16 protein-coding genes are annotated in these 16,189 nt (G+C 65.9%); 10 read left to right on the top strand and 6 right to left on the bottom strand.

What is annotated here, in order from left to right; all coding sequences use genetic code 11:
* Positions 1–26 precede the first annotated feature (26 nt).
* The 5 genes from ACFDSW_RS08535 (at position 27) to ACFDSW_RS08515 (ending at position 3,140) form a co-directional block, all read left to right on the top strand.
* Entirely contained in the window at positions 27–698 is a 672-nt protein-coding gene (locus ACFDSW_RS08535; protein ID WP_375249862.1) for an energy transducer TonB, read from the top strand.
* Between the two features lie 60 nt (positions 699–758).
* Positions 759–1,559 carry a MotA/TolQ/ExbB proton channel family protein gene (locus ACFDSW_RS08530; RefSeq protein ID WP_375249861.1) on the top strand — a complete coding sequence of 267 codons (801 nt, stop codon included), beginning with the start codon at positions 759–761 and terminating at the stop codon, positions 1,557–1,559.
* 119 nt (positions 1,560–1,678) lie between these two features.
* Positions 1,679–2,164, top strand: a complete 486-nt coding sequence (locus ACFDSW_RS08525; protein ID WP_375249860.1) for an ExbD/TolR family protein — start codon at positions 1,679–1,681, stop codon at positions 2,162–2,164.
* A 25-nt stretch (positions 2,165–2,189) separates the two neighbouring features.
* A complete protein-coding gene (locus tag ACFDSW_RS08520) occupies positions 2,190–2,618 on the top strand; it encodes an ExbD/TolR family protein (RefSeq protein ID WP_375249859.1) in 429 nt (142 codons plus the stop codon).
* Positions 2,619–2,789: 171 nt separating this feature from the next.
* A complete protein-coding gene (locus tag ACFDSW_RS08515) occupies positions 2,790–3,140 on the top strand; it encodes a tetratricopeptide repeat protein (RefSeq protein ID WP_375249858.1) in 351 nt (116 codons plus the stop codon).
* Between the two features lie 88 nt (positions 3,141–3,228).
* On the opposite strand, the gene dcd is transcribed toward ACFDSW_RS08515, so the two are convergent.
* Positions 3,229–3,783, bottom strand: coding sequence for a dCTP deaminase (gene dcd / locus ACFDSW_RS08510; RefSeq protein WP_375249857.1), 555 nt, complete (start codon positions 3,781–3,783; stop codon positions 3,229–3,231).
* A gap of 66 nt (positions 3,784–3,849) precedes the next feature.
* On the opposite strand from dcd, the gene ACFDSW_RS08505 reads away from it, so the two are divergent.
* Entirely contained in the window at positions 3,850–4,311 is a 462-nt protein-coding gene (locus ACFDSW_RS08505; RefSeq protein ID WP_375249856.1) for an NUDIX domain-containing protein, read from the top strand.
* A gap of 6 nt (positions 4,312–4,317) precedes the next feature.
* Here ACFDSW_RS08505 and ACFDSW_RS08500 read toward each other — a convergent pair whose 3' ends face one another.
* The 5 genes from ACFDSW_RS08500 to ACFDSW_RS08480 form a co-directional block, all read right to left on the bottom strand.
* Positions 4,318–5,655 (bottom strand): ATP-binding protein, encoded by a 1,338-nt coding sequence (locus ACFDSW_RS08500; protein ID WP_375249855.1) that lies wholly within the window; start codon positions 5,653–5,655, stop codon positions 4,318–4,320.
* A 39-nt stretch (positions 5,656–5,694) separates the two neighbouring features.
* Positions 5,695–6,417, bottom strand: coding sequence for a response regulator (locus ACFDSW_RS08495; RefSeq protein ID WP_375249854.1), 723 nt, complete (start codon positions 6,415–6,417; stop codon positions 5,695–5,697).
* A gap of 98 nt (positions 6,418–6,515) precedes the next feature.
* Positions 6,516–7,190 (bottom strand): hypothetical protein, encoded by a 675-nt coding sequence (locus ACFDSW_RS08490; protein ID WP_375249853.1) that lies wholly within the window; start codon positions 7,188–7,190, stop codon positions 6,516–6,518.
* Positions 7,191–7,302: 112 nt separating this feature from the next.
* Positions 7,303–8,091 carry a thioesterase family protein gene (locus ACFDSW_RS08485; protein ID WP_375249852.1) on the bottom strand — a complete coding sequence of 263 codons (789 nt, stop codon included), beginning with the start codon at positions 8,089–8,091 and terminating at the stop codon, positions 7,303–7,305.
* Between the two features lie 19 nt (positions 8,092–8,110).
* Positions 8,111–9,640, bottom strand: coding sequence for a class I adenylate-forming enzyme family protein (locus ACFDSW_RS08480; protein WP_375249863.1), 1,530 nt, complete (start codon positions 9,638–9,640; stop codon positions 8,111–8,113).
* Positions 9,641–9,710: 70 nt separating this feature from the next.
* On the opposite strand from ACFDSW_RS08480, the gene ACFDSW_RS08475 reads away from it, so the two are divergent.
* The 4 genes from ACFDSW_RS08475 (at position 9,711) to ACFDSW_RS08460 (ending at position 16,180) form a co-directional block, all read left to right on the top strand.
* Entirely contained in the window at positions 9,711–10,499 is a 789-nt protein-coding gene (locus ACFDSW_RS08475; protein WP_375249851.1) for an SDR family NAD(P)-dependent oxidoreductase, read from the top strand.
* A gap of 133 nt (positions 10,500–10,632) precedes the next feature.
* Positions 10,633–11,853, top strand: coding sequence for an acyl-CoA dehydrogenase family protein (locus ACFDSW_RS08470; RefSeq protein WP_375249850.1), 1,221 nt, complete (start codon positions 10,633–10,635; stop codon positions 11,851–11,853).
* A 130-nt stretch (positions 11,854–11,983) separates the two neighbouring features.
* Positions 11,984–13,051 (top strand): acyl-CoA dehydrogenase family protein, encoded by a 1,068-nt coding sequence (locus ACFDSW_RS08465; RefSeq protein WP_375249849.1) that lies wholly within the window; start codon positions 11,984–11,986, stop codon positions 13,049–13,051.
* Positions 13,052–13,333: 282 nt separating this feature from the next.
* Entirely contained in the window at positions 13,334–16,180 is a 2,847-nt protein-coding gene (locus tag ACFDSW_RS08460) for a TonB-dependent receptor (RefSeq protein WP_375249848.1), read from the top strand.
* Positions 16,181–16,189 lie beyond the last annotated feature (9 nt).

Genomic DNA, 16,189 nt, shown 5'->3' with positions numbered 1-16,189 from the left:
GCAGGATGAGGGAGTTTCGTTGCTGAATGGCCTATTCTGACCAGAAGATGAGCGGAGGCAAGATCGGCGCGCTGGTAATCGTCGCGCTGATTCACGTCGCTCTCGGCTATGCCTTCGTGACCGGCCTCGCGACCAACTTCGTCAAGAAGCAGGTCGAGAAGCTGAACACGTTCGACGTGGAAGAGCCACCGCCCCCGCCGCCGGAAGAGCCGCCGCCCCCGCCGCCGGACGTCCCGATGACGCCGCCGCCGGTCGTGTCGCCGCCGCCGATCGTCCAGAACCCCAACCCGCCGCCGGTGACGATTCAGTCCGTGCCGACGCCGCCGCCGGTTTATACGCCGTCGCCGATCGTCGCGCCGCCTGCTCCGCCGCCGCCCGCGCCTCCGGCTCCGCCGGTGGTCAGCAAGGCTGCAGGTGCAAAGGGCAATCCGGCCGACTGGATCACGCAGGACGATTATCCGCCCAGCTCGATCCGCGCGGAGGAAGAAGGCACGACGTCGATCACCTGGACCATCAATACCCAGGGGCGTGTCGAGAATTGCCGTGTGACCCAATCGAGTGGCTCGTCTGCGCTCGATCAGGCCGCGTGCCGTGCACTGACACGGCGCGGGCGTTATTCGCCGGCGACCGATGCTGCCGGCAACCCGATCGCGACGACGCAATCGCGCCGCGTGGTCTGGAGGCTGCCGCAAAACTGATCGCTGCGTAACCGATCGACCTAAAACGACCCACTTATCCAGTCAGAGGACCAGACCTAAATGATCACCACCATTCTCGCCGCAGCGGCGCCGGCCGCCGCCAAGGGCGACAACCCCTACGGCCTGATCCCGGCGCTCCGCGAGGGCGGCCTGATCTCGCAGACCGTGTTCACCATCCTGGTGATCATGTCGATCGTCAGCTTCTACATCCTGTTCTCGAAGCTCTTCGAGCAGCAGAAGATCATCAACCAGGCCAAGCGCGTGCGCTCGAACTTCTGGAACAGCACCTCGCTGCGTGAGGGCTCGGCGAAGCTGGAGAAGAACTCCGCGTACAAGCAGCTGGTCGATGACGGCCTGGCGGCGCAGGAGCAGCATTCGAAGCTGACCGATCCGGTCGAAGCGCACGACTGGCTGCACGGCTCGCTGGCGCGTTCGGAAGCCGCGATCAACTCGAAGCTGGGCGGTGGCCTGGCCTTCCTCGCGACGGTCGGCGCGACCTCGCCGTTCATCGGCCTGTTCGGTACGGTTATCGGCATCTACCGCGCGCTGATCAAGATCGGCGCGGCCGGTCAGGCGTCGATCGACGCGGTCGCCGGCCCGGTCGGTGAGGCGCTCATCATGACCGCGCTCGGCCTCGTCGTTGCGGTGCCGGCGGTGCTGGCGTACAACTGGCTGCAGCGTCGTAACAAGGCGATCGCGGAAGACCTGTCGGCGTTCTCGAACGACGTGCTCGGCTTCCTCGCCTCGAACGGCGCGGTTCGCCCGGCGATCGCCAGCGGTGCCGCTCCGAAGGCGCCCGTGAAGCCGACGACGGCGACCACGACGGCCGGTCAGACCGGCGGCGTGCAGACTCGCTCGTAAGACAAAGGGGTATGCGGGGCCGCCGTCGTGGCGGCCTCGTTCATCACCTGCCGCCGCCCCTCCCGGTCGATCCGATGGGGAAGGGCGCGGCGGAACGAAGGAATAGGAAAGCCTGATCCATGGCGATGAGCGTAGGCGGGGACTCCGCTGACGAAAAACCGATGTCGGACATCAACACGACGCCCCTCGTGGACGTTATGCTGGTTCTGCTCATCATCTTCCTGATCGCGGTTCCGGTCGTGGTGCAGTCGGTGAAGCTGAAGCTGCCCGACGTGCGGTTCGATCCGACGACCACGAAGCCCGAGAACGTCTCGCTCTCGATCACTGCGGCGCCGGACGGCACTTGTGCGGTCTATTGGGGCCTTACCCGCGTGACGCAGCAGGAGCTGCTGGATCGTGCGGTCGCCAAGCTGAAGACCGAGATCGATCGTCAGGGCGGTGTGGGTAATCCCGACCTCGAATTGCCCGAGGCGCATGTCCGCGGCGACGTGGCGGTGCCGTGGCGGTGTGTCGCGGGTGCGATCTACAACATGCAGATGGCGGGCTTCGCCAAGGTGGGCTTCATCTCCGAACCGCCCCCCGGCGAAGATTCGAACCGTCTCTGACGCGGCCATCAAGGAGTAACCGCACATGGCAATGAGTGCAGGCCGCGACGACGGCGAGCCGATGATGGACATGAACACGACGCCGTTGATCGACGTCATGCTCGTGCTGCTGATCATGTTCATCATCACCATTCCGATCCAGACCCACGCGGTGAAGGTCGACCTGCCGGTCAACGACCCGAATGCGCGCAAGCCGCCGGTCGACCCGATCAAGAACAAGATCGCGATCGACGTCTCCGGGACCGTGACCTGGAATGGCGCGCCGGTGAGCCCGACGCTGCTGCGCCAGTATCTCGATCAGTCGGCCGCGATGAACCCCGAGCCGGAACTGCAGTTCCAGCCGGACGCGGCGACGCGCTATGAGGTCGTCGACAAGACGCTGGCCGAGATCAAGCGGTCGAACATCACCAAGCTCGGCTTCGTCGGCAACGAGCAATATTACCGCGACTTCTAGGATCCTGTCGCCGGCCGCGTGCCGGTGAGGGATGTGAATGCACGGGCGGCCCGCGGGCCGCCCGTTTTCGTTTGTGCGATTGCCGCTTTACACCCTGTCGTCAAAGTGACACGTTAGTGTCATCAAAACGTAACCAATGCGTCATGCGGAGGTAAAAAACAGGAGAAGGCGATGCAGAAGAGCATCTATCGAATCGCTGCTGTGGCAGTGGTGCTGGTGGCGGGATCGGCCGCGGCGCAGGATCGCACGGGGTATCAGGCGATCGCCACTGGCAGTCTCGCCAGCGCCGAAGCGAAGATCAACGCGGAGCGGGCGATCTTCCCGGATCGTCCCGAACTGATGCTCAACCTCGCCGCTATCTATGCGCGTACCGACCGCGTGGCGCAGGCGCGCGCGCTGTATCAGGACGTACTGAGCCGGGCGTCGGTCGCCCTGGACATGCCCAGCGGGACGGTGGAATCATCGCATGTGGTGGCGGAGCGCGGTCTCTCGCGACTGTCGGCGTCGGTCGCCGCCCGATAACGCGATGGCAATGCGGGCGGCGGCACGGCGCCGCCCGCATGTCTCCCGGTCCGGCATGGGGTGATGGAAGCCGCGGGGGGAGCCGGTATTACAGTCGTGGCAGGGTGACGCCGCGTTGCCCCATATATTTCCCCGCGCGATCCGCGTAGCTGATCTCGCACGGTTCGTTCCCTTGCAGGAACAGGAACTGGCAAGCCCCCTCATTGGCATAGATGCGGGCCGGCAGCGGGGTGGTGTTGGAGAATTCGAGCGTCACATGCCCCTCCCAGCCGGGCTCCAGCGGGGTGACGTTCACGATGATCCCGCAGCGCGCGTAGGTCGACTTGCCCAGACAGATCACCAGCACGTCGCGAGGTACGCGAAAATATTCCACCGTGCGAGCCAGCGCGAAGCTGTTCGGCGGGATGATGCACACGTCGGTCTTGCGATCGACGAAGCTATTGGCGGCAAAATCCTTCGGATCGACGACGGCATTGTCGACGTTGGTGAAAATCTTGAACTCGTCCGCAACCCGCGCGTCATAGCCGTAGCTCGACAGGCCGTAGCTGATGCAGCCGTCGCGCCGCTGCGCCTCCACGAACGGCTCGATCATGTGATCGGCGATCGCGCGCTCGCGAATCCAGCGGTCGGAAAGAATCGACATCGTCAGCCCCCTTGCGCGCCGGCTTTCGCCGGTGACACGGCGCGACGCAAGGGGTAGCCCCGGCGGGTGATCCGTCTTCGACAGCTTGGCTATGGCGTGAGGCGCCGCGTGCTGGCGTGGCTGCGCTGGCGGACGCGCGGCGTGAAGGTGATGGTGTTCGATCCGGCCGGGCGAATCCTGCTGGTGCGGCACCATTATGGGCGTACCGACCTGCTCATGCTGCCCGGCGGTGGGATAGCGCGGCGCGAAACGCCGGCCGCCGCCGCGGTGCGCGAGGTGGCGGAAGAGACCGGCTGTCGGTTGGACGAGGTGACGCTGTTCGCGTGTTACGAAGCGCGAACGGAAGGCCGGCGCGATACGGTGTATCTTTTCCATGCGGTGAGCGATGATCTGCCGACGGCCGATGGACGGGAGATCGCGGAGGCGCGTTTCGCCGCGCTGGACGCGCTGCCGGCCACGCTTTCCGCCGCGACACGGCGGCGCATCGACGAATATCGCGGGGTCCGGCCGGTCGACACCCGCTGGTGATCGGGATCAGCGCGGCAGGACGATGCGCGCCGACAGCCCGCCTTCCGGACGGTTGCTCAGGGCGATATCGCCCCCTGCTTCGTGCACGATCGCGCGGGCGAGTGCCAACCCCAGGCCGATCCCGCCGGTATCCCGGTTGCGCGACGTTTCCAGTCGCGTGAACGGCGTGAAGACGTCCTGCATCTGAGCTTCCGGAATGCCGGGGCCATTGTCGTTGACGACGATCGCGGCGCTGGTCGTGCCAACGTCGAGCGACACGTCCGCCGAGCCGCCGAACTTTACCGCATTCTCGATCAGGTTGCGGATCGCGCGGCGCATCAGCGACGGGCGCAGCCGCATGCGAAGGCGGGCGCTCTCTTCAAAGGAAACCGGGCTGCCCAGATCGCGGAAATCCTCGACCACGGCATCCACCAATGCGGCGAGATCAATGTCGGTCACCGGCTCGCTGGGGCGGCCGAGCCGGGCCAGGGAGAGGATGTCGTCGAGCGTCCGGTTCATCTCGGTGATGACGTCCGCCATGCGTGCACGATCCTGTTCGTCCTCGACCGACTCGATCCGCACGCGCAGCGCCGCCAGCGGGGTGCGCAGATCGTGCCCGATCGCACCCAGCATGCGGTCTTTCTCGTCCAGCATCGCGGTGACGCGCAGGCGCAGCGCGTTGAAGGCGGCGATCACCGCCTGCACGTCCGGCGGGCCGTGCAGCGGCAGCGGTGGCGTTGGGACGGCGGGGGCATAGTCCCGCGCCGCGCGCGCCAGTTCACGGAGCGGGCGCGAAATGCGCCGCGCGATCCACAGCACCGGCAACAGCAGCGCGGCGTAGAGGATCAGGGTCTGCGCGAGCAGCCGCCAGAACAGTCGTCCATCGCCCCGTGACCAGGGGCTGCTGGTCACCAGCCAGCGGCCGTTGGGTTGCTCGACCGCGATCACGACCGTGTCAGGCAACGGGCCATCGTCGTGGCGGGCCAGCCGTCGCTCGATACGGGTCGGCTGCAGACGGAATTGATCCGGGCGGGCGATCGCCACTTCCACCTTGCGACGGGCAACCCCTACCTCGCCGAGCTGCTGCGACAATTCGCGCGCCAGTTCCGGCTGCGGCTCCATCCCCGGCGTGAGTGGCGAGCGATCGGCGAGGCGGACACGCCCGCGATCCTTCGACAGATGCCGCCCCGCGGCCTCGCGATCGAGCGCGTCGGCGATCCGCGCGGTGGCGGGGCGAGTCGCCTGCGAGACGCGAAAGGCGGCACGGTCGCGCAGGATCAGCGCGAGGTTGATCGCCTGCGCGACGAAGAGCGTCAGCGCGACCAGCAACGCCATCTGCCCCGCCAGGCTGCGCGGCCACGGCATGCGCCTCGCCTTCATCGCTGAAGCGTCATCGGTCGGGCGTCACAGGCGGGTGACGTCGGTGGATAGTGCATAGCCACCGCCCCATACCGTCTTGATGATGTCCGGATTCTTCGGATCGGCTTCGATCTTGCGGCGCAGCCGGCTGACCTGATTGTCGATCGCGCGATCGAAGGCCGCGGCTTCGCGCCCCTGCGTCAGGTCGAGCAACTGGTCTCGGGTAAGCACTTGTCGCGGCCGCTGCACCAGCGCCAGCAGCAGATTATATTCGCCGGTCGATAACGGCACCGACACGCCCTCGCGATCGATCAGCGCACGTTCCCCGGTCTTCAGCACCCAGCTGGCGAAGGCGAACGAGCCGCTTTCGGGCGCATGCTGGCGCAACCCTCCGCCGCCGGTCGCCCGGCGCAGCACCGTCTTGATCCGCGCCGCCAGTTCGCGCGGTGAAAAGGGCTTCACGACATAATCGTCCGCGCCCATTTCGAGGCCGACGATCCGGTCGGTCTCTTCGCTTTTGGCGGTCAGCAGGATCACCGGGATCTCGCTGGTAGCCCGGATATGGCGGCACAGCGACAACCCGTCCTCGCCCGGCATCATGATGTCCAGCACGACGAGATCGATCGCATACGCCGCCATGCGCATGCGCGCCGATTCGGCATCGCCCGCCTGCGTGACGCGAAAACTCTGCTTGCTCAGATACACCGCGAGCGGCTCTCGGATCGAGCGCTCGTCATCGACCAGCAGCAGGTGAGGGGATTCGCCCATATCGTCGGGGCTTGGCATAGCTTGGGCCTCGAGGGAAAGAGGGCCGCCCCCGCGCGGATCAGCGGCACGGGGGCGGTATCGGTCGACGCGGGATCGCGTCAGTTGGCGTCGGGCGCACCCGGCGGAGGCGGGGGTGGGGGCGTGGCACCGCCCGAACGATCGCCGTTGGGCCCGATCATCCGCGCGCGCATCAGCATGCGTGCGGCTTCGCGCTCTTGCTGGTCGACGCGGCCATCGTGGTTCGTGTCGACGCGATCGAACAGGCGAAGCGCGCGATCACGGAACTGCGCCTGCGTCACGGTCCGCTCCCGGCGCATGCCGTCTTCGCCGCCGTGGGGTGGCGGAGCGGCGCGGTCAGGGCGGGCGCCGGGGGGCGGCGGGGGTGGCATCTCCCCTCCGTCGCGGCGCGCAGCGTGGCGGGCTTCGCGCTGTTCACGACGCGCATCGCGGAAGGCGCGGCGCTCGTCGGGGGTCACCTTGCCGTCGTGATTGGCATCCATGTCGGCGAAGGCGCGATCGGCCTCGGCGATCACCTCGGCACGGGTAATGACGCCATCGTGATCGGCATCGGCGCGCATCATCATGCCGCCCCCAGGGCCGCCCATGTAATGGCCATTCATACGCGGGCCGCCCATGCCGGGTCCGTCATCCGGCGCCTGGGGCTGCGTATTCGCCGTGTCGGCGGGGGCGGGCGACACTTGCCCCGCGATCGCGGCGGTCGTCCCACCCAGCGCGGTCGCGGCCAGCGCCGCGATCAGGATCATCTTCCTCATCGTCCTCTTATCCTTGCACCGGCGGCGGGGCCTTCCCGCCGTTCGTCCGTTGTCTAGGATCGGCCTGTCGCGGCCTTGTGTCGTATCGTCGCCGTAATTGTCGCGATTTGTATCAGCCGAAGATCGCGACCGACTGCATCTGTTCCGCCACCTTCTCGCCACGCGCGTTCCAGATCCCCATTACCTGCGACGAGCTTCCCGCGCGGGCATAGTCGGCGTCGGAGCGCAGCAGCCACCAGCCTTCGTCGGTGGTCGGCGTCGGGCCGAGCACGTTGAACATCCAGGTCAGCGATGACATCGGCACGTTGCGGCCCAGAATGCGCAGCGCCGCCGGCGGCAGGCAGTCGCCGATCGCGATCAGTTCCACCATCGGGTCCAGGCCGTCACGTTCGTTCAGGCGTGTCCAGCGCAGCCATTCGGCGGGTTTCAGGTTTGGCCCCTCGCGACGATCGAGGAATTCGAAATGGCGCGTGAAGGCGACATGGGGATTGCCCTTGAACGTCTGGTCCTGCGGGCCCGGCCGCGGGAATTCGGGAGGGGGGGTATGTTCGTGATCGATCTCGCTCTCGATCGCGCGCATGAAAACGAAGGTGGCGCGCAGCCCGAGCCCCGCTTCGCTTTCCACATCGGCCTGGATGAAGGCGGCATTCTTGCCCCGACGCAGGCGATGCGCGGTCACCATCACCGGGCCGGCGAGCGGGCCGATGAAGCTGACCTGTGCCGAGCGTAGCGGCGGCAGATCGACGTCGGATCGCATCGCGCAATGCAGCGCCATCGCGGTGGACAGGCCGCCGAAAGCGGTACGGCCCTGCAGCCAGCTATCGGGTATCTCCCCTCGCCAGCCGACGCCATCGCCATGCGGCACCAGCCCGTTCAGGATCGCGGCCAGATTCGTCATCATATCCCCTTCGGTCATGTGATCAGGCGAATGCGCCCGCGGCGAGGCGGTCACGCAGTTCGCGCTTCAACACCTTGCCGATCGCGCTGCGCGGCAGCTCGTCGGCGACGTATAGCGCGGACAGCCGCTGCGTCTTCCCCAGGCTGGCGTTGGTGTCGGCCAGCACGGTCGCGCTGTCGGCGGTCGCATCGGCGCGCGGGACGTAAAAGCCGACCGGCGTTTCGCCCCATTGCTCGCTGGGCACGCCGACGACGGTGCAATCGGCCACCGCCGGATGCCGCGCCAGCATCGCTTCGATATCCGACGGATAGATATTGAACCCGCCGGAGATGATCATGTCCTTCTTGCGATCCATCAGCACCAGAAAGCCGTCGGCATCGAACCGCCCGATATCGCCATGCCGGATGAAGCGGTCCCCTTCGGGGGAGATCCAGGTCGCTTCGGCGGTCGCCTGCTTGCGCCCGTGATAGCCGATCATCATCGCCGCCGAGCGGCCGACGATCTCCCCGGTTTCACCCGGCGGAACCTCCCGACCGTCGTCATCGATCAGGCGGATATCGTGGCCCGGCAGGGGGCGGCCGACGGTGTGTAGCTTGTCCAGATGCTCGCTGGCATTCAGCGCGCAGCTGCCGCCCCCCTCGGTCATGCCGTAATATTCCACCAGCAAGCCCGGCCAGCGCGCCACGACGTCGCGCTTCAGGTCGGGATGGAAGGGGGCCGAGGTGCAGGTCTTGAAGCGGAACGCCGACAGATCGAATGCGTCGAAATCGGGCAGCGCCATGATGCGCTGATATTGCACCGGCACCAGCATCGTGTGCGTGGCGCGGTATTGCTGCGCCAGTTCGAGGAAGCGCCGCGCATCGAACTTGCTCTTTAATATGACGCTGCCGCCCCAGGCGAGCGTCGGCAGGAAACTGACCAGCGTGGTATTGGAATAGAGCGGCGTGGACAGCAACGTCACCGCGCTGTCGAAGCCGGCGGCGCTGTTGCGCGACAGATGCTGCCAGCGCATCGCATGGCTTTGCACGATTCCCTTGGGCACGCCGGTGGTGCCGGAGGAATAGATGATGTTGAAACCGTCCTCAGGCGCGATCTCGACCGGGGCGGGGGCCGCATCCTCCGGCGCCAGCCATTCGTCCAGCTCGTCCAGCATCACGATCGTCGCGCGGATCGTCTGTCCGGCCAGCGCAGCGGCATTGGCGCGATCGAGGAAGACGATGTCGGCGCCCGAGTCGGCGATCATGCCGGCGATCTGCTCGGGCGTGGCGGAGGGCTGGATTGGCGCGGCGACCGATCCCGCGCGCAATGTGCCAAGGAATACCACTGCCTGCGCGACCGAGGGATAGGATACCGACGCGACCGCCTGACGCTGCGCGGTGCCATCGCGTTGCAGGGCGGCGGCGACGCGATCCATCAGCCGATCGAGCGAGCGATAATCGACCTGCGTGGCTTCGTCGGCGATCGCGGGCTTGTCCGGTTGCTGCGCGGCATGGACGCGGATCAGGTCGGGCAGCGTGCCGAAAGGGCGGTCGAGCAGGTCGGCAATCGTCATCATGGGCCGCATGGCTAGGCGAATGGCCTCGCGAATGCCATACGCGATCTTCGAAAAAGGGAGGAGCCGGATGATGCAGGGCGCGGTCGCGATCGTGACGGGGGGCGGGACGGGGATCGGTGCCGCGGTGGTTCGCCGGCTGGCGGCGCGCGGCGTGTGCTGCGTGATCAACTATGCCTCCAGCCGCGACGAGGCCGAGGCGCTCGCGGACGAGGTCGGGCTGGGCGCGGTGGCGGTGCAGGCGGATATCGTCGAGGATGTCGCTTGCCGCGATCTGGTGGCGCGGGCGATCGCCGAATGCGGCCGGATCGACTTTCTCGTCAACAATGCCGGTCGCACCAAATTCGCGGCGCACGAGGATCTCGACGCGCTGGAGGCGGCGGACTTCCATCATGTCTATCAGCTCAACACGGTCGCGCCCTTCCAGATGATCCGCGCCTGTGCACCGCATCTTCGCGCCAGCACGATGGGTGCGGTCGTCAACGTCGCCAGTGTCGCCGGGGTTTTCGGCATCGGATCGTCGGTGGCCTATGCGGCATCGAAGGGCGCGTTGATCACGATGACGAAGAGCCTCGCGCGGGTGCTGGCGCCGGCGATCCGCGTGAATGCCGTCGCCCCGGGCTATGTCGGCACCGGCTGGTTCGAAAAACGGCTGGGGGAGGAAGGCTTCGCGAAGCTGAACGAGCGTATCGCGGGCGCCACGCCGATGGCGATGGCGGCAGGCCCGGACGACATTGCCGGACCGATCGAAATGCTGCTCGACCCGGCGAGCCGGGTGATCACCGGCGAGACATGGCTGCTGGATGCCGGAGCGCACCTCGATACCGGGCTGAGTCGGCGTCCGGGACGCGAGGCCTAGCCCGGCAGGCGTTCCGGCGGGATGTCGCCGCATGCTTGTCCCTTTGCATCGACGCGCAAACGTGCGATGAAGGGGCACCATACCCGATCTTCAGAATCGGTGGGCCTGACCTGTAGTTGCGGAGAATGATGCCATGGCGACCCTCGCCGATCCCGAGCGCCCTGATACCGCCGGCAGCGATTTCCGAGAGGAGGCGCGCGCCTGGCTGGCAGCGAATTTCCCCGAAAGCCTGCGTCACAAAGACAATGCGATGTCGGCGATCGACGGCCCGACCGAGGAGACGCCGGAGCAACGCGCGTGGCGCGAGGCGATGGGGGCGAAGGGCTGGGGCGTGCCGACCTGGCCGAAGGAATATGGCGGTGGCGGGTTGACGCGCGCCGAGGCACGGATCCTCCAGGAGGAGATGGCGCGTGTCGGGGCGTGGAACCCGATCGGCGGGATGGGCGTGATGATGTTCGGCCCGACGCTGCTGGAATATGGCACCGAGGAACAGAAGCAGCAGCATATTCCGTCGATCGCGCGTGGTGAGGTGCGCTGGTGCCAGGGCTATTCCGAACCGGGCGCGGGATCCGATCTGGCATCGCTGCAGACCTTCGCCGAGGACAAGGGCGATCATTACGTCGTCAATGGCCAGAAGACCTGGACCTCGGGCGGCCAATGGGCGGACAAATGCTTCGCCCTGGTGCGCACCGACAAGTCGCAGAAACACGCCGGGATCAGCTTCCTGCTGATCGACATGGATGCCGAGGGGGTCGAGACCCGACCGATCCGCCTGATCAGCGGCCAGTCGCCCTTCTGCGAGACATTCTTCACCAACGTGACGGTGCCGAAAGAAAATCTCGTCGGTCGCGAGGGACAGGGCTGGGAGATCGGTACGCGGCTGTTGCAGCACGAGCGCAACTCGCTTTCCGGCGGCGGTGGTTCGGCGGGGCGTATGAATGCGGGGAAGACCGTGCCCGAGCTCGCGAAGAAATATCGTGGCGCCGACGATACGGGCCAGATCGCCGATGCCGATTTGCGCACGCGCATCATCAAGCATGAGATGGATCAGCGCGCCTTCTTCCTGACGCTGCGCCGCGCCGCGCTGGAGGCAAAGGGCAATGCCGGTCCGTCGGCGGCGACCAGCGTGATGAAGAATGTTGGCGCGCGCATCACCCAGGACCGTGCCGAACTGAATATCGAGATCATGGGGATGCAGGGCCTCGGCTGGGATGGCGAAGGCTTCACCGAGGACGAACTGGCGCAGACCCGTAGCTGGCTGTGGGGCAAGGCGGTGTCGATCTATGGCGGCTCGTCCGAGATTCAGAACAACGTGATCGCCAAGCGCATTCTGGGAATGCTCGATCACCAGTGAGATCGGACGGACATATCTGACGAGCTAGGCGTGCCGGCAATGGATCGGCACGCCAGGAGAGGGCCGGGTTGAGGCGGTCGCCCTTCGGTGGCGCCGCCTCCCCGGTAACCCCCATGACGGGAGAACGAAGATGGCTTTACTCAACGACGAACAGGTGATGCTGCGCGACATGGCGCGCGAATGGGCCGACAACGAAAGCCCCGTTACCGCCTTTCGCAAGATGCGCGCGGCGGCGCCGGCGGAGCGGTTCGATCGCGATTCATGGGGTGCGATCGGCCAGATGGGCTGGGCGGGCGTCGTGGTGCCGGAAGAATTCGGCGGATCGGCGTTCGGCTATCTGTCGCTCGGGCTGGTGGTGGAACAACTCGGGCGCAATCTCACCGCATCGCCGCTGTCATCGATCGCGGTCGCGGCGACCGCGATCGCGATGAGCGGCTCTGACAACGCGAAGCAGCAGTGGTTGCCCAGGCTCGCGTCGGGTGAGGCGGTGGCGACACTGGCGGTGGACGAAGGGCCTCTCCACGACATGAAGCTGGGCGGCAGCACCGTGAGCGGCGGAAAGCTGACAGGCACAAAACCGTTCGTTGCCGAGGCGGATGCGGCGGACGTCTTCGTCGTCGCGGCGGCGGATGGCCTGTATGTGGTGGCAAAGGGCGAGGGCGTGACGGTGACGTCGCGCCACATGGCGGACGAGCGCAGTCACGCCGATGTGCACTTCCAACAGGCGGTGGCGGAGCGACTGGGTGGACCGGAACTGACCGCGCAGATCGTCGATCGCGCCACCGCGATCACCTGTGCCGAGATGCTGGGCATGGCCGAAAGCGCGTTCCAGCAAACCAATGATTACCTGAAACAGCGTGTCCAGTTCGGGCAGGTGCTATCGACATTTCAGGCCCTGCAACATCGCATGGCGAAACAGTTCACCGAGCTGCAACTGATGCGGTCGGCGGTCGAGGGCGCGCTGGAAGCGATCGACGCCGGGCGGTCAGACCTCGATCAGGCGGTGAGCCTCGCCAAGGCGACCGCGGGCGAAACGCTGCGCCTGATCAGCCGCGAGATGGTGCAATTGCATGGCGGGGTCGGCATGACCGACGAATATGACGCCGGCCTGTATCTGAAGCGGGCGGCGGTGCTCGAGGTGATGTGGGGCAACAGTGCCTATCACCGCGACCGTTTTGGTAAGCTCAACGGTTATTGAGTGCAGGCGCCGGTCCTCCGGCGATGCAATGTTGATAAGGGTCGGGGTCCGAAGGGGCGGCCGGGCGGCAGCGCGAGGGCGCTTTTCCCGGCACGCCGGCTTGCGCCTAGCCATGGCGCATGGGCGGCGGGCGCGACCGCCGATCAACCGTGGCCTGGAAAGCACGGTTTGGGCGCCGCGTAAATTAGCGCAGTCTCTCTGTCTTGTAATGCGCGCTTAATCGCGCTTTCATCGAAGACGCGGTATGGGGCCACGTCAGCGCCCCGGCCGCAGGGGAGAGCGATGACCAAATCCATGCTGATGGCTGCGTGCGCGGCCGCGTGTTTCGTCACCACTACGGCGCAGGCGCAGGCGACCACTGACGCGAACACCACGCAAACCACTGACTCGGGCGGTGCGCCGGCCAACGCACAGGCTCTTGATACCGCCGATATCGTCGTCACCGCGCAGGGCCGCGCGCAGGCGCTGGCGGACGTGCCGGTGGCGATCTCCGCCGTCACGGCCGAGAACCTTGCCTTGTCCGGCGCCAACGACATCCGCCAGCTCAACCAGCTCGCGCCGTCGCTGTTGGTATCGTCGACGGGATCGGAAGCGAACGGCTCGCCGCGTATTCGCGGTATCGGTACGGTCGGTGACAATCCCGGCCTCGAAAGCTCGGTCGTCGTCTTCATCGACGGCGTATATCGATCGCGTTCGGGCATCGGCCTGAACGAGTTGGGCGAGATCGACCGTGTCGAGGTGCTGCGCGGCCCGCAGGGCACGCTCGGCGGCCGTAACTCGTCGGCGGGCTTGATCAGCATCATCAGCAAGAAGCCGAGCTTCACCTTCGGCGGCACCGCCGAAGCGACCTATGGCAATTTCGATTTCGTTCGCCTGGCCGGCAGCGTGACCGGCCCGATCACCGAAAAGATCGCGGCGCGGCTAGACGGCGTTTATGTGAAGCGCGACGGTTTCTATCGTGATCCCACCAACGATCGCACGATCAACGACCGCGATCGATACTTCCTGCGTGGCCAGGTGCTGCTGGAGCCGACCAGCGATTTCAGCCTGCGCCTGATCGGCGATTACACCAATCGCAAGGAAGCGTGCTGCGCCGCGATCTACGTCGGGCCGACGGTCAATCCAAATATCGGCCAGTTGAACACGCCCGCTACGCCGCTGACCACGGGGCTGGCCACCGGCAATAATATGGTCAACGTATTGCGTGACCTGGGTCAGAATGTCGGGGCGTTCAATCAGGGATATAGTCGCAACGTCTCGGTATCGCGCGGGCGGGGCTATGATGGCAAGACCGAGGATTGGGGCGTGTCCGGCCAGATCGACTGGCACCTGGGCGACGTTAACCTGACCTCGATCACCGCCTATCGCGACTATTCGAACGCACAGGGGTCCGATACCGATTATGGTTCGGTCGATATTCTGTACAATGCCAATGACGGCAATAACACGCGGCAATTCAAGACATTCACGCAGGAAATCCGCCTGCAGGGCAGCCTGTTCGACGACAAGCTCGACTGGCTGGTTGGCGGCTTCTACATGGATGAGAAGTATCGCGGACGCTCCAATTTGCGGTTCGGCAGCCAATATGGCCGCTTTGCCACCTGCCGCATTATTTCGGGCGGCGGTTTGGCCACGCTCTATTCGCCGACGAACCCGGGCTGCGTGGCGCCCGGCGTCGGCCCGGCGACGCTGCTCGCGGCCGGCGGAGCGGACGTCGCGGCGGGCTTCCAGACGCTCGATGGCCTCAACAATCTCGGCTCCACCGCCGATCGATACAATCAGAACAGCCAGAGCTGGGCGCTGTTCACGCACAATATCATCCATGTGCTGCCGACCGTCGATCTGACGCTGGGCCTGCGGTACACCAACGAGCGCAAACGCTTCTTCGCGACGTTCGGCAACGACAACACGGTCTGCACCTCATTGCAGTCGACGTTGACCGATGAAGCGAACATCACCGCGGCGCAGATTGCGGCGACCCCCGGACTCGCCACCCGCCGGGCGCTGGCGCAGGCACTGATCGGCCTTGGCTGTCAGGGGAATTCGACCGCCGAGCTCAACGGTGTCAGCATTTCCGATACGCGCAAGGAAGATCAGTTCACTGGCACCGCGATCCTGTCGTGGAAGCCGATCGACGACCTGCTGATCTACGGCAGCTATTCGCGCGGCTACAAGGCGGGCGGCTTCAACTTTGACCGTTCCGCGCTGAAGGCGCCGTTACAGCCGAACGCGCAGGGCCAGATCACCACGACGTTCGCGTCGCTGGGCGGCGCTCAGGCGCTGGTGCGCAATCTTCAGTTCGATCCCGAGACGGTGCATGCGTTCGAAATCGGCGCGAAATACTCGACTGGCCCGTTCAGTCTGTCGGTCGCGGGTTTCCGTCAGGATTTCAGCAGCTTCCAGCTAAACACCTTCGACGGTACGGTGTTCATCGTCCAGAATGTCAACGGCTGTAGCAGCAGCCTGGGGGGAGCGGATCGCGATCAGAGCAAGTTCCCCGCCGCGCCAAACTACAATGCCGCCGCGGCATCCAGTGGCGCGTGCAATGGCGATAACGTCGGCTATGGCGTGCGCTCGCAGGGTGTGGAAGTCGAGGCGTCGCTGGTGCCGATCCGCGATTTCCGCGTGTCCTGGGGCCTGACCTACGCCGATACCAAATTCCGCGACAATCTGGTCGGCAACAACGCGGGTGCGCCGCTGAACCAGGCGTTGCGGCGGTTGCCGGGCAACAATCTGTCGAATGCGCCGGAAGTGGTGGTGACCGGATCGGCGGCCTGGACCCCGCCGATCGGCAATTCAGGGCTGTCGGCGCTGTTCTACGTCGATACGCGCGTCACCAGCGATTATAACACCGGCTCCGACCTGTTCCCCCAGAAAGCGCAGGACGGGTTTGCCTTGGTCAACGCGCGTGTCGGCCTGCGTGGTCGTGAAGAAGCCTGGTCGGTCGAATTGTGGGCGCAGAATATCTTCGACCAGGATTATGCGCAGGTGGCGTTCAACTCCCCCTTCCAGGAGGGTGCTGCCACCGCGGCGTTCCAGGATCCGCAATATCCGGGTGGTCGCCAGCTGTTCTCGCAGTTTCTTGCCGAGCCGCGTACCTATGGCGTGACATTGCGGGGACGCTTTTAAGGTCGCGCC

Origin of the sequence: Sphingomonas sp., assembly GCF_042091075.1 — a bacterium.
Taxonomy (GTDB): Bacteria; Pseudomonadota; Alphaproteobacteria; order Sphingomonadales; family Sphingomonadaceae; genus Sphingomonas.
Note: the sequence above shows the minus strand (reverse complement) of the source record. Positions and strands in the feature narration are given on the sequence as shown.